Source organism: Delftia sp. WSY_16 (assembly GCF_043104415.1).
GTDB classification, from domain to species: domain Bacteria; phylum Pseudomonadota; class Gammaproteobacteria; order Burkholderiales; family Burkholderiaceae_C; genus Comamonas; species Comamonas tsuruhatensis.
Genome location: NZ_JBICKS010000002.1, coordinates 64,417 through 77,725, shown reverse-complemented (window position 1 = coordinate 77,725; position 13,309 = coordinate 64,417). Strand labels below are relative to the sequence as shown.

The window sequence follows — 13,309 nt, the reverse complement described above, 5'->3', positions numbered from 1 at the left end:
TGATGATGACAAAGATGAGCTTGACTGAATTTTACGTGCGTCACGACAATGCACCAGCTTTGAAATGAATGCCCATGAATTCACCCAGTTTCAACCGCTGTGCCGTTGATTGCGACGCAGTCGAAAATCCAGCGGAACAATATCTGTTTCCAGAAAATTCCTGCGATACCCATTTCCATGTATTTGGTCGTTCCGATGATTTTCCGTTGATTGCGGAAAGCGCCTATACACCGGCCGTTGCGTCCATGGACGATTATTGGAAAGCCTTTCGCCCATTGGGCGTGGCCCGCTGCGTTCTGGTCCAGCCCAGCGTGTATGGCCGCGACCACGGCCTGCTCAAGCAGACGCTGCGCCATGCCGAAGCGGGCCGCATGCGTGGCGTGGCCGTGATCTACGAAGACACGCCGGATACAGAGATCGAAGCGCTGCACGCCCTGGGCGTGCGGGGCGCTCGGTGCAATGCGCTGTTTTCGGGCGGGGTCTCCGTCTCCTGCCTGCGGGCCGTGGCCGACCGCATCCGGGGCCTGGGCTGGCACATGCAGTTGCTGGTGAATGTGGATGACGACCCTGGCCTGGCGCAGCGCGTGGCCGACATGGGCGTGGCCGTGGTGGTGGATCACTTCGGCCACCCGTCGCGCCAGCTGGGCGCCGGCGGGCCGGGCAGCCGCAACCTGCAGGCGCTGATGAAGGAAGGCCGGGCCTGGGTGAAGTTCTCGGGCGCCTACCGGATATCGGCAACGGCATCGGCCGTGGACCCGGCCGTGGTTCCGATTGCACATGCCCTGGTGCAGGCCAATCCGCACCGGATCGTATGGGGGTCGGACTGGCCGCATCCCGGAATAAAGGCCCGTTCGAATTCCGCTGGAGAATTGGCGCAGGCATTGGTGGATTGGGTTCCAGAGGAATACAGGCACACGGTATTGGTCGATAACCCCGCGCGCCTGTATTGGGGTCATTGATTTTCAAATAGCAGGAGACAGAGAAAATGAATCGAATCACATCGGGCCGCAGAGGCTTTATCCGCACGGCGGTATCTTTCGCGGCGCTGGCTGCGGCATCGGCTGCATCGGCAGTGCAGGCGCGCGCATTTCCCGCCAAGCCGCTCACGCTGGTCGTGCCCTTTGCGCCGGGCGGCAACGTGGACATCGTGGCCCGCACGCTGGGCATTCCGCTGGCCCGGCATGCGGGGCAGTCCGTGATCGTGGACAACCGTGCGGGCGGCGGTGGTGCCGTGGGCTCGGGCTGGGTGGCGCGCGCCGAGCCGGACGGGCATACGCTGCTGGTGGCCACGCCGGGCCAGTTGGGCACCTTGCCCGAGATGATCAAGCTGCCCTACCGCGCCGACAGCTTTGCGCCCATTGCCGTGGTCAGCCGCACGCCCGTGGTCGTGGTGGTGCGCGCCAACGACGCGCGCTTCAAGACCGCTGCCGATTTCATCAAGGCGATGAAGGCCAGGGATGGCAGCGTGACCGTGGGCCATGCCGGCCCGGGCTCGCCCAATCACCTGGCCGTGCTGCAGCTGGAAGATGCCGTGAAGGTGCGCGTCAATCCCGTGCCCTACAAGGGATCGGGGCCGGCCCTGGTCGATCTGATCGGCGGGCAGATCGACGCCGTGGTGGACCAGATCACCAGCTCCACGCCGCATATCAAGAGCGGCGCCCTGCGCGCGCTGTTCGTGCTGGGGCCGCGCGCCGGGGGCGGGCTGGCCGATGTGCCCGACCTGGCCCAGCTGGGCCTGCCGGTGTTCGATGCCACCACCTTCGTGGGCGTGTTCGCGCCCAAGGGTGTGCCCACGGCCAGCGTGGACAGCCTGTATGGCTGGATCTCCCAGTCTGTGGCCGACCCGGAGTTCAGCCGCCTGATCCGCGAGCTGGGCAGCGAGCCCTTCCCGGCCAGCGCGGCCGTGCTGCAGCGCCTGGTCAGCGAAGAAGCCGCGCTGGCGGCGCGGCTGACCCGGCAGGGGCGTCTGCGCGCGGAGTAGCCACAGGCGGGTTGGAGCACGCTTCAGAACCCGGCCGCCAGCCCGTCGCGGCGCGGGTCGCTGGCGATCTGGTAGCCCTCCACGGCGGGATCGCCCATGCGCCAGATGAACTGGCCGGCGCCGAAGTCCTGGTAGGGGTCGTGGATGACCTCCACCTGGTGGCCCAGCGCCTGCAGGCCGGCGATGGTGGACGGGTCCATGCCGCCTTCCACGTTGATGGACAGGCCTTCGTTGACGCGCCAGCGCGGCGCATCGCAGGCCGCCTGGGGCGACTGGCGGTAGTCCAGCATGCGCACCACAGTCTGCATGTGGCCCTGGGGCTGCATGTTGCCGCCCATGACGCCGAAGCTCATCACGGGCTGGCCGTCGCGGGTCAGGAAGGCCGGAATGATGGTGTGGAAGGGGCGCTTGCCCGGGCCCACCAGGTTGGCGCGGTTGGGGTGCTGGGGGTCGGTGCCGAAGCCGTGGCCGCGGTTTTGCAGGCTGATGCCGAAGCTCGGCTCCACCACGCCCGAGCCAAAGCCCGAGAAGTTGCTCTGGATGAAGCTGACCATCATGCCGTTCTCGTCGGCTGCCGTCAGGTAGATGGTGCCGCCGCGCACGGGGTTGCCGGCCTTGAAGTCCTGCGCACGGCGCGGATCGATGAGCCTGGCGCGCGAGGCCAGGTAGGCGTCGTCGAGCATCTGTGCGGGCGTCACCTCCATGTCCGCATCGGCCACGTAGCGGTAGATGTCGGCAAAGGCCAGCTTCATGGCCTCGATCTGCAGATGCTGGGAGGCCACGCCATCCACGGGCAGGCTGGCCAGGTCGAAGTTGGACAGAATGCCCAGCGCAATCTGCGCGGCAATGCCTTGCCCGCCCGGCGGTATCTCGTGCAGCGTGTGGCCGCGGTAGTCCTTGGCCAGCGGCTGCACCCATTGCACCTCGTGCGCGGCCATGTCGGCCATGCCCAGGCAGCCGCCGTGCTGCTGCACGAACGAGGTCACGGCCCGGGCAATCTCGCCCTCATAGAAGGCCTTGCCGCGCGTGGCGCCAATGGCGCGCAGGGCGCGCGCTGCAGCGGGAAAGCAAAACAGCTCGCCCACCTCAGGCGCGCGGCCCCGGGGCAGGAAGCTTTCCCTGAACCCCGGCTGCGATTGCAGCTCGGGCGCGCCTGCGGCCCATTTCTGCTGGACCACGGGCGGCACCAGGTAGCCGCGCTCTGCGATCTCGGCGGCCGGCTCCATCAGCGCGTCAAAGGGCAGCTTGCCGAAGCGCTCGTGCAGGGCCACCCAGGCGCTGACGGCGCCCGGCACGGTGATGGAGTCCACGCCCCGGCGCGGCGGCTTGTCCTGGCGACCATAGCGCTGGTGGAAGTACTCGGGCGCCCAGCCCTGCGGTGCGCGGCCGCTGGCGTTGAGCCCGTGCAGCTCCTTGCCATCCCAGAGGATGCAGAAGGCGTCCGAGCCCAGGCCGTTGCTCACCGGCTCGACGATGGTCATGGCCGCCGCCGCCGCAATGGCCGCGTCCACCGCGTTGCCGCCTGCCCACAGCATGCGCAGGCCGGCCTGCGCCGCCAGCGGGTGGGAGGTGGACACGGCATTGCGCGCGAACACGGGCACCCGCCTGGAGTCGTAGGGATTGCCGGGAGTGAAGGGAGAGGAAGAGGCGTGCATGAAAGAACCTGCCTCAGTCGGCGGTGATGCCCATGGTCTTCACGTCGCGGCTCCAGCGCGTCAGCTCGCGGTCGATCTGCTGCTTGAAGGACTTGGGGTCGCTGGTCTCGGGGTCCAGACCCTGGGCCTCGAACTGGGCCTGCACTTCGGGGCGCTCCATGATCTTGCGCACTTCCTGGGCCAGCCGCTCGACGATGGCCGGGTCCGTGCCGCCCGTGGTGAACAGGCCGTACCAGGACGTGAAGGCATAGCCTGGCAGGCCGGCCTCGGCGACGGTGGGCACGCTGGGCAGGTTCTTGACGCGCTGCTTCGTGGTCACGGCCAGGATGCGGGTCTGGCCGGTCTTGGCCGAGGTGATGGCGGGCGGAATGCCCGAGAAAATGGCCTGCACCTGGCCGCCCGACACATCGGTGATGGCCGGGCCGTTGCCGCGGTAGGGCACGTGCACCAGGTTCACGCCGGCCTGCTGCGCGAACAGCGCGCCGGCCAGGTGCAGGGTGGAGCCGTTGCCCGACGATGCGTAGTTGATGCTGCCCGGCGCCTTGCGCGCGGCCTCGATCATTTCCTGCACCGTCTTGTAGGGCAGGGCGGCGTTCACCAGCAGCGCGTTGCCGGACTCGGCCACCAGGGTGATGGGCTCCAGGTCCTTGCGCGGGTCGAACGACAGCTTCTTGGCCAGCACGGGCGCCACGGTGTTGCTGCCGATGGAGCCCAGCAGCAGCGTGTAGCCGTTCTTGGGCGCCTTGGCCACCACTTCGCTGGCGATCAGGCCGCCCGCGCCGCCGCGGTTCTCCACCACCACGCTCTGGCCCAGGCGCTGCTGCAGCTCCTTGGCCAGGATGCGGGCCACGATGTCGTTGGCGCCGCCGGCGGCAAAGCCCACCATGATCTTCAGCGGCTGCGAGGGCCAGGCATCGGCGGCGGGCGCGGCCCAGCCGGGCGTGGCGCAGGTCAACAGGGCGGCGCAGCAGACGAGCAGGCGGCGGGACACGGGTGCAGGCATGGAGATCTCCAGAAATCCGGGAAGTGGGAGGGTGCGATCAGGACGATCGGCTATCGGTTGCCAGCGATTTTGATGATAGAAACTGTTTGGTGAAAGCTGGAATTTCTTACGAATCTTGAAAGCAAAACTTTTATGCCAAGCCTGCGCATTCTTCGCACTTTCCTCGCCGTGGCGGCCGAGGGCTCCTTCACCGCCGCCGGACAGCGCGTGGCGCTGACCCAGGTGGCCGTGGGGCTGCAGATGCGCACGCTGGAAAACGACCTCAAGCGCAAGCTGTTCGCGCGCCAGGGCAAGCTGGTCACGCTCAACGAGCAGGGCCGGGCGCTGGTGCCCATTGCCACCCAGCTGGTGGCGCTGTACGAGCAGGCCAAGCACGGCACGCGGGCCGACGCACCGCTGGCCGGCACCGTGCAGTTCGGCTCCATCGTCTCGGCGCTGAGCCAGCTGGTGCGCGCCACGCTGGAGCTCAAGCGCCACCATCCGGCGGTGGACCTGCATGTGGTCTCGGGCAAGTCCAACCGGCTGATCGCCCAGGTGGAGAACCATGAGCTGGACGCGGCCGTGGTGGTCTACAACCCGGCCATCAAGCGCCCCTCGCTGGTCTGGACGCCGCTGTACGCCGAGCCCATGGTGCTGCTGGCGCCGCGCGCCGCCCGGCCCGCGGCGCCTGCCGACATGGTGGAGCGCTATCCCTTCATCCGCTTCGACCGCACCGAGCACACGGGCGAGCTGGTGGAGCGCACGCTGCGCCGTCTGCGCGCCAAGCCCCAGGAGTTCCTGGAGCTCAACTCCATCGAGACCATCGTGGAGCTGGTGCGCGACGGCATGGGCGTGGCCATGCTGCCCAACCTGGCGCGGCATGGCTGGGAGGGCGACCCGCGCCTGCGCGTGCTGCCCCTTGCCCAGACTGCCGAGAGCCGGCAGATCGCCCTGGTGCAGCTGCGCACGGCGGCGCGCGCCGAGATCATCACCGCCGTGGGCCAGCAATTCGTGGCGGCGCTGGCTGTGCCGGACTGAGTGTGCCGGACTGAGCGCGCCGCTGTGGGTGTTGCGCCGATCCGCGTGTCTTAAGTTGCGTATTGCGCGAGCCCATGGCCCATGGACCAGTTCTCCTTGTCCACCTCGACCAGGTTGACGAACACGTCCTCGGGCCGCAGGCCGGGGCTTTCGACCAGCAGCTCGGCGATGCGGCTGAACAGCGCCATCTTCTGCTCCAGGCTGCGGGTGTTGCTGACCGTGAGCTGCACCAGCACCAGATCGTCGCTGCGCGCCACGCCCAGGTAGGAGGCGCTGTAGCGGAAGTTGTCGCCGTCATGCTCGGTGATGGTCATGAACTGGTCGTCCTCCGGCACGTTGAAGGTCTCGCGCATGGCGCGGTAGAGGCTGTCGCAGATGGCCTGGCGGTAGGCGGGGGACTTGCCGGCGCGCATGTTGATCCGGGTCATGGGCATGGTGTGGCTCCTTTGCGTTGAGTTGAGTTGCGTTGCTTTGCGTTGTGGGAGCCTCGAAGGTAGGCTGCGCCAGATATTTTGAAAAGCTATGATTGCTGATATCAGTAATAATGGATTGAAATGATTCAACGACCTCTGGACCTGGATGCCGTGCAAGGCTTCGTGCACATCGCGGACCTGGGCAGCTTCACGCGCGCGGCCGAAGCCATGCAGACCACGCAGGCCGCAGTCAGCCTCAAGCTCAAGCGGCTGGAGCAGCGGCTGGGCTGCCGGCTGGTCGAGCGCACGCCGCGCCATGTGCAGCTGTCGGCGCTGGGCGCCGACTTCCTGCCCCATGCGCGCGAACTGCTGCAGGCCCATGAGCGCGCACTGGCGCTGGCCGTCAGCACGCGCCAGCGGCTGACCATCGGCATCAGCGACCACGTGGCCGGGCCGGAGCTGCCGGCCCTGATCGCCCGCATGAATGCGCAGGACCCGCAACTGCTGATCGACATCCGCATCGCATCGTCCGGCCCGCTGCTGCAGGGGTTCGACCGGCGCGAGTACGACACGGTGATCGTTCGCACGCATGCCGGGCGTGACGACGGCGAGCTGCTGGCCGAGGAGCCCTTCGGCTGGTTTGCCGCGCCCGGCTGGCAGCACCGCGCGGGCGAGCCCCTGCCGCTGGCCACGCTGGCCGAACCCTGCGGCGTGCGCGCCATGGCCGGGCAGCTGCTGGATACGGCGCGCATGCCGTGGACCGAGGTGTTCGTGGGCGGCGGCGTGGCCGCTGTCTCGGCCGCCGTCATGGCGGGGCTGGGCGTGGCTGCGCTGGCGCCGCGCATGCTGGCCCTGGGCGCCGTGGACGTGGGCCCGCGCCTGGGCCTGCCCACGCTGCCGCGCCTGCCCGTGCTGCTGCACACCCGCGTGCGCGAAGGCCGGCCGCGCGCGGCGCTGGATGCGCTGGGCGCCGCCTTCAAGTCCGCCGTGCGTGGCTAGCAGCCAACAATCGGCCCGGCATGGCGCGCAGCCGCTTGTGCCTGCGGGGCAACGGGCGATAGACTCGCACCCCTCCCATCCACCCTCACCCTTTCGAGGTGCACCATGCCCCGCCGCACAGCTTCCTGCTGAACGACTTCGTCACACGCTGATCCTGGCCTTGCCCCGGATGTCTTTTGCGTGTGCGCTGCGGTGCGTGGCCTTTTGAGGGCTTGCGGCTGACCGTCCTTTTTGCGGACGGCCCCGACAGTCCTGCCATCTTCCCCTTCGACAGCCTGCCGGCCCGGCCACCACGGGCCAGGCCGCGCTGTCGCTGTATCCCCTGCATTGCGGCGCCTGGCGTCGTCGTCGGCTTTTCCCGCTCCACGGCATGTCGCCGTGGGGTGCTGCATCGCTTTTGGAAAGCACGACATGACCCCATCCATTTCTCCAGGCCCTCGTTTTCTTTCGAACATCGAGATCCTCAAGTACCCCCGTACGCCGCACCTGCGCGGCTCGCGCCTGCAGGCCGGCGACCAGGACGACGCCGTGCCCTATGAGCGGCTGGCCGGCCGGCACATCGTCGTCGAGGAAAAGCTCGACGGCGCCAACGCCGCGCTGAGCTTTGCCGGCGACGGCCAGTTGCTGCTGCAGTCGCGCGGCCACTACCTGGACAGCGAGCGGCCCGGCGGGCGCGAGCGCCAGTTCAACCTCTTCAAGCAATGGGCCCAGGCCCACGAGGGCGCGCTGCTGTCCCTGCTGGACGACCGCTACCAGGTGTTCGGCGAGTGGATGTATGCCAAGCACTCGCTGTTCTACGACGCGCTGCCGCACTGGTTCTGCGAGTTCGACATCTGGGACCGCTCGGCGCAGTGCTTCCTGGACACGCCGCGCCGCCATGCCCTGCTGGCCGGCGTGCCCGTGGTCTCGGTGCCTGTGCTCTACAGCGGGGTGGCGCCCCGGCGCATGCAGGACCTGCTGACGCTGCTGGCCCCCTCGCTGGGCCGCAGCGCGCGCTGGCGCCAGGCCTTCGAGCAGGTGGTGGCCCGCCAGAAGCTGGACCTGCCGCTGTGCTGGCGGCAGACCGACGGCTCCGAGTTGGCCGAAGGCCTCTACCTCAAGGTGGAGGAGGACGGCCAGACCGTGGCGCGCTACAAGTTCGTGCGGCCGGACTTCGTGCAGGTCATCCTCGACTCGGGCTCGCACCACAGCGAGCGGCCCATCGTCCCCAACGGGCTGCGCGAGGGCGCAGACATCTTTGCGGCCGATATTTCAAAAAGCTGGTGAGGCCTGCAGCGCAGACCCATCGCAAGGAGATTGCCATGACGAACTGGAAACAGATCCAGTCCCTGGTGCCGCAGCCCGGCGCCGACCCCGACTTCGCGGCCTGCCTGGCCGCCTTCCCCCAGCTGGAGCAGGCCAAAACCACGCCGCAGGACCCCGTCTATCACGCCGAAGGCGATGTCTGGACACACACGCAGATGGTGGTGCGCGAGCTGCTGGCCGATCCCGGCCATGCGGCGCTCACCGCCACCGAGCGCGAGACGGTCTTCCTGGCCGCGCTGCTGCACGACGTGGCCAAGTGCTCGACCACCGTGGTGGGCGAGGACGGCCGCATCGGCCAGCCCGGCCATTCGCGCCGCGGTGCGCTGGATGCGCGGCTCATGCTCTGGGAAGCCGGCGCGCCCGTGTACCAGCGCGAAGCCATCTGCCGGCTGATCGCCGTGCACCAGGTGCCGTTCTTCGCCTTTGCCGATTCGCGGCGCGGCCTCTCGCCCGAGTTCATCGTGCGCGAGTTGTCCTGGCAGGTGGACCTGCACCTGCTCACCCTGCTGGCGCGGGCCGACATGCGCGGTCGCATCTGCCCGGACATTGCGTCCGTGCTGGTCAACATCGAGCTGGTGCGCGAGTTCGCGCTGGAAGAAGGCTGCCTGCGCACGCCGCGCCGCTTTGCCTCGGACGAGACGGCGGTGCGCTACTTCCGCGGCGCGCAGCTGCATCCCGACTATGCGCTGCACGCACAGGAAGGCTCGCGCGCCATCGTCATGTGCGGCCTGCCGGCCAGCGGCAAGAACACCTGGGTGGCCGCCCACCATGGCGACCTGCCCGTGGTCTCCTTCGATGATGCGCGTACGGAGCTGGGCCTGCGCCACGGCCAGAACGAGGGCGCGGCCGCCCACCATGCCGTGGACAAGGCCAAGGCCCTGCTGCGCGCGGGCCAGCCCTTCGTCTGGAACGCCACCCACCTGTCGCGCCAGATGCGCGGCAAGACCGTGGACCTGTGCCTGGCCTACGGCGCCCGCGTGGAACTCGTGCACCTGGAAGCCAGCCGCCCGACCCTGCTGGCCCGCAACCGCGCGCGTGACACCACACTGACCAACGCGGCCCTGCTCTGCCTGCTGCAGCGCTGGGATGTGCCTTTGCCTACCGAGGCGCATGCGCTGTCGTTGCTGGTCAATGAGGGGTAGGGGAGGGGGAGGGGGGGAGGGGTGCTGTACCGCTGTCAAGCGGCGTGTTCGCCGCGTGCCCGCTTCATCTCCAGATAGGACTGGGCTGCTTCCTGGTCGTCGGCCCGGTATGCCACGTTCATGTCCGGGCGATGCACGTCATCGCCCGGACCCTTCAGCCCTGGCAATGCCCGCAGATGATCAAGCAAGGTGGTCTGCGTGTTGGCAGGGGTGATCAAGGGGCGCAGATAGGCATCGAGGTGTCTGCCTTGCGGGTTCTGGATCTCCTGGGTCAGTGCCTTCAGATAAGCCTCCTTGTTGGAGGCCAGCCAGTCGATGGCAAAGCCCGCGCGGTGGCACAGCTCGGCATGGATCAGCAGCATGCTGCGTCCATTTCCGTCGAGAAAGGGATGACCCCAGGCAAACGCGCCCATGACAGCACCAGGTTTGTCGCGCAGGGTGCCTGCATCGTTGCCCATGTCCAGGCCCCATTCGACGGCGCGCTGGCACAGCTCTGACACTTCGAATTGCAGGCCTGCACCCCTGCCGACGAGCCGGCCCACGCCCAGCGCACGCCTGTCCTGGCCGGCCCAGGGGTAGAAGTCGGAAAACAGGATGGCGTGAACGCGCAAAAAATCGCGGTAGCCAATCCGGCCCCGGATGCTTGCCAGAAAGGCAAGTGCTTCTTCCAGGTTGGCCTCGAAAAAGAGGTGTTCCTGGATCTTGACCTCACGGGCGTCTTTCAGTCCTTCAATGTTGCGCAGGTAGCCCGCGCTTTCGAAGTCCCCGAACGGATCGAACATCCTGCACCTCCCTCATGTGATTGGTCATCAGCCTGGCAAGCTGCCGGCCATTGATGACATGTTTTTTCTTCAAGGCCACGAGCAGCTTGCCCGTGCTGTCGAGCTCCACTTCATCTCCTGCAGCGCGTGTGACTGCCTGTGCATAGTCGTCCAGTCCGGTACGCTGGTGCTGGATGTGGTGCGTGCGGGCCAGCCGCTCGACAAACTGGCGTACACCTTTGGTGGGCAGGGCGTTCACGTCTGCGGGCAAGGTTTCGCCGGGTTCATCAGGTGCCGAGGGATTGCGGACATAGCGCACGGCGACATCGCCCAGATTCAGCCTGCGTGAGATGCGCTGGCTGCCTGCATCGATCAGCAGCGTGGCCTGACCCGCCTCGTTGATCAGATCCACGCTGCGAAACCTGATTCCCAGTCTGTCCAGCACCTCCCTGACCAGCTCATCGCTGGGGGCGAGCAACTGCGGATCGCCGCTGGCGTCGGGCCTTGCCTTGGCATAGATGCCGGCGCCCAGGCGGATCAGGCGGCCGTCCGAGACCAAGTCATGCAAGGCCTCGCTGAGGTGGGAAGCGCTTGCCAATCTGCTCAGATCACGCCGGAGCACGATGTTGCCGGAGCGCTTGCTCAGCGATATCTGAAGTTTGCTGTCCAGGTTCATTCTCTGCCTCAGACGATCTCTACATGGTCTGATTCTAAGGTGTTGTTTTTTCCTTTTATAACAATGGGTTGTGTGCGGATTTCATGCCGCTTGACCAGCAGGGATTGCGATGAAGTCCAACCCCAATTCCAGTGCTGGACTCAATGGCAATCCAAGACCCGATACCGGCAAGCCATGCTCGCTGGTGAGATGACACCCGGACCTTGCACCGGCCGTGTGCGCAGACAATGAAGGTTTGAAGACCGCCGCCCCTTCTGTCTGCCACTTCGAAAGCCATCCATGAACCATTCCTCCCAGCTGCTGTCCACCCTCGCGCCGCTTGGCCGCATCCGCGCCTCCATCAACACCGGCAATCCCATTCTTGCGCGGCTGGATGCCGACGGCCGGCCTGCGGGCGTGTCCATCGACCTGGCCCGGCGCTTTGCGCAGCAGCTGGGGTTGGAGCTGGAACTGGTGGTCTTCGACACGGCCGCCAAGTCGGTGGATGCCGTCACGCGCGAGGAGGCCGACTTCGGCTTCTTTGCCGTGGACCCCGTGCGCGGCGCGGGCATCGGCTTCACGGCACCCTATGTGCTGATCGAGGGCAGCTACCTGGTGCGCCAGGATTCGCCGCTGACCGACAACGCCCAGGTGGACCGGGCCGGGCACACAGTCGTGGTCGGCAAGGGCAGCGCCTATGACCTGTACCTGAGCCGCGAGCTCAAGCATGCGCAGATAGAGCGCGCCGTGTCCTCGCCCGCCGTGGTGCAGACCTTTGTGGAATCGACGGCCGACGTGGCCGCCGGCGTCAAGCAGCAATTGGAGGCCGATGCCGCCCGCCTGCCCGGCCTGCGCCTGCTGCCAGGCCGCTTCATGGTGATCCAGCAGGCCATGGGCCTGCCCAAGGGGCGGGGCGATGAGGCCCTGCGCGTGCTGGCGGCCTTTGTGGAAGAGGCCAAGGCCTCGGGCTTTGTGGCCGAGGCACTGCAGCGCCACGGCATCCAGGGCGCAGCGGTTGCGCCTGCGGCCTGAAGGTCAGGCGCCGCGCAGCACCAGCAGGTCGATGCTGGCCGGCACGCCCAGGCGCACGGCAAAGCCGGCCCACAGGCCTGCGCCGGCGCTGACGAAGAGCTTCATGGCGCCGACCTCGTACTCGCCGCGCACAAAGCCGTCATTGGCGGGCGCCACCAGCCATTGGTCCATTCCCAGGATCAGGCCGCCGTGCGTATGGCCCGACAGCTGCAGGCCCACGCCGTGGGCCGCGTTGTCGCGGGCGGTCTTGGGCTGGTGGGCCAGCAGCAGGTGGTATTGCGCACCAGCCTCTTTGGCTTGGCGGGCCACGGTGTCGATGTCGGGCGGCACGCCTTCGGCCACGGACGGGTCGGTGTTCTGGCGCGACAGGCGGCCATAGGCCGGATCGCCGATGCCCGACAGCGCCAGGCGCGCGCCCTGCACATCGATCAGCTGCATGCGGTTTTCCAGCAGGTTCAGGCCCAGGCGGCGGAATTCGGCCATCCAGGCGTCGTAGCCGCTGTAGTACTCATGGTTGCCGGGCGCCGCCCAGACGCCGTGGCGTGCCTTGAGCTGCGCCAGCGGCGCGACGTTGGCGCGGCCGCTGTCCACGTCGCCGTCCACCATGTCGCCCGGCAGCACGATGAGGTCGGGGCGCGCCTCCAGCGTGCGGTCCACGATGGTCTGCACATAGCGTGCGTCGTTGATGGGGCTGGCGTGGATGTCGGCCAGCACGGCCACGCGCAGGCCTTCCAGGCCGGCGGGCAGGCCGGGCAGGCGCAGCGTGCGTTCGTGCACCTCGGGCGGGCGCAGCGCATTGGCCACGCCCCAGGCCGACAGCAGGCCCGCCAGGGCCAGTGCGCCGGCCGTGAGCAGCGGTGCGTGCAGGCGCTGCTTCCAGTCCTCGCGCCGGGCCACGGCGGCCAGCGCCCAGAGGCCGTCGCGCAGCACGATGAAGACGGCCAGCATCAGCAGCAGGGCCAGCACCCAGCCGCCCGGCACCTGCAGATAGGCCAGCGTGCGGTACTCGACCGTGCCCTCGCGCAGCAGCACCAGCAGCAGGGCGGGCGTGCAGCCCAGGGCCGCCGTGGCGACGGCCGCCATCAGGCGGGCGCGGCGCGGCATCAGGCGGACGGGCCACCACAGCCACAGGGCCAGTAGCGGAATGACGAGGGCGGCAAGAGTAACCATGGGGAGCAGATCGAGGAAGGCGGGTGAGGCGGCCAGCGCCGGGAGCGGGCGGCAAGGCGAGCGCCGATTGTGCGCAATGCCTTGCATGCCGCTGGCCTGACTTGGCGAAGGCCCTGGCATGCGGGGGTTTTCATGCGGGCGGCACAGGGCCGGCGTATGGAAATCTGCAGCCGCGT

General features: G+C 67.9%; 13 protein-coding genes. 7 read left to right on the top strand and 6 right to left on the bottom strand.

What is annotated here, in order from left to right:
- Window positions 1-68 precede the first annotated feature (68 nt).
- Both ACF8O7_RS00520 and ACF8O7_RS00515 read left to right on the top strand, forming a co-directional pair.
- Complete coding sequence (locus tag ACF8O7_RS00520) at window positions 69-959, top strand: amidohydrolase family protein (protein WP_392441986.1); 891 nt, start codon at window positions 69-71, stop codon at window positions 957-959.
- Between the two features lie 26 nt (window positions 960-985).
- A complete protein-coding gene (locus tag ACF8O7_RS00515) occupies window positions 986-1,981 on the top strand; it encodes a tripartite tricarboxylate transporter substrate binding protein (RefSeq protein ID WP_063325725.1) in 996 nt (331 codons plus the stop codon).
- A 23-nt stretch (window positions 1,982-2,004) separates the two neighbouring features.
- Here ACF8O7_RS00515 and ACF8O7_RS00510 read toward each other — a convergent pair whose 3' ends face one another.
- The gene (locus ACF8O7_RS00510) at window positions 2,005-3,636 is read right to left on the bottom strand and encodes a gamma-glutamyltransferase family protein (RefSeq protein ID WP_288898576.1); all 1,632 of its coding nucleotides are present in this window, start codon (window positions 3,634-3,636) and stop codon (window positions 2,005-2,007) included.
- A 13-nt stretch (window positions 3,637-3,649) separates the two neighbouring features.
- Window positions 3,650-4,639, bottom strand: coding sequence for a tripartite tricarboxylate transporter substrate binding protein (locus ACF8O7_RS00505; RefSeq protein WP_280047950.1), 990 nt, complete (start codon window positions 4,637-4,639; stop codon window positions 3,650-3,652).
- 132 nt (window positions 4,640-4,771) lie between these two features.
- Between ACF8O7_RS00505 and ACF8O7_RS00500 the strand changes: the two genes are divergently transcribed.
- Window positions 4,772-5,656, top strand: coding sequence for a LysR family transcriptional regulator (locus ACF8O7_RS00500; RefSeq protein WP_016448236.1), 885 nt, complete (start codon window positions 4,772-4,774; stop codon window positions 5,654-5,656).
- Between the two features lie 50 nt (window positions 5,657-5,706).
- Here the strand turns inward: ACF8O7_RS00500 and ACF8O7_RS00495 are convergent, their stop codons facing one another.
- Window positions 5,707-6,090: a tautomerase family protein gene (locus ACF8O7_RS00495; protein WP_016448235.1), complete on the bottom strand. Its 384-nt coding sequence runs from the start codon at window positions 6,088-6,090 to the stop codon at window positions 5,707-5,709.
- A gap of 120 nt (window positions 6,091-6,210) precedes the next feature.
- Here ACF8O7_RS00495 and ACF8O7_RS00490 point away from each other — a divergent pair, with 120 nt between their 5' ends.
- The 3 genes from ACF8O7_RS00490 (at window position 6,211) to ACF8O7_RS00480 (ending at window position 9,515) form a co-directional block, all read left to right on the top strand.
- Window positions 6,211-7,068: a LysR family transcriptional regulator gene (locus tag ACF8O7_RS00490; RefSeq protein WP_016448234.1), complete on the top strand. Its 858-nt coding sequence runs from the start codon at window positions 6,211-6,213 to the stop codon at window positions 7,066-7,068.
- 411 nt (window positions 7,069-7,479) lie between these two features.
- Window positions 7,480-8,334, top strand: coding sequence for an RNA ligase family protein (locus tag ACF8O7_RS00485; protein ID WP_280047949.1), 855 nt, complete (start codon window positions 7,480-7,482; stop codon window positions 8,332-8,334).
- Window positions 8,335-8,369: 35 nt separating this feature from the next.
- On the top strand, window positions 8,370-9,515 hold the full coding sequence (locus ACF8O7_RS00480; RefSeq protein ID WP_280047948.1) for an AAA family ATPase: 1,146 nt from the start codon (window positions 8,370-8,372) through the stop codon (window positions 9,513-9,515).
- A gap of 35 nt (window positions 9,516-9,550) precedes the next feature.
- Here the strand turns inward: ACF8O7_RS00480 and ACF8O7_RS00475 are convergent, their stop codons facing one another.
- Both ACF8O7_RS00475 and ACF8O7_RS00470 read right to left on the bottom strand, forming a co-directional pair.
- Window positions 9,551-10,297: a Fic family protein gene (locus ACF8O7_RS00475; RefSeq protein ID WP_280047947.1), complete on the bottom strand. Its 747-nt coding sequence runs from the start codon at window positions 10,295-10,297 to the stop codon at window positions 9,551-9,553.
- Window positions 10,245-10,952: a hypothetical protein gene (locus ACF8O7_RS00470; RefSeq protein ID WP_034367446.1), complete on the bottom strand. Its 708-nt coding sequence runs from the start codon at window positions 10,950-10,952 to the stop codon at window positions 10,245-10,247. Before ACF8O7_RS00470 ends, ACF8O7_RS00475 begins: the two co-directional genes overlap by 53 nt.
- Before the next feature lie 279 nt (window positions 10,953-11,231).
- On the opposite strand from ACF8O7_RS00470, the gene ACF8O7_RS00465 reads away from it, so the two are divergent.
- Window positions 11,232-11,963, top strand: a complete 732-nt coding sequence (locus tag ACF8O7_RS00465; protein WP_016453259.1) for an ABC transporter substrate-binding protein — start codon at window positions 11,232-11,234, stop codon at window positions 11,961-11,963.
- Between the two features lie 3 nt (window positions 11,964-11,966).
- Here the strand turns inward: ACF8O7_RS00465 and ACF8O7_RS00460 are convergent, their stop codons facing one another.
- Window positions 11,967-13,133 (bottom strand): metallophosphoesterase, encoded by a 1,167-nt coding sequence (locus tag ACF8O7_RS00460; RefSeq protein WP_284466137.1) that lies wholly within the window; start codon window positions 13,131-13,133, stop codon window positions 11,967-11,969.
- Between the last annotated feature and the right edge of the window lie 176 nt (window positions 13,134-13,309).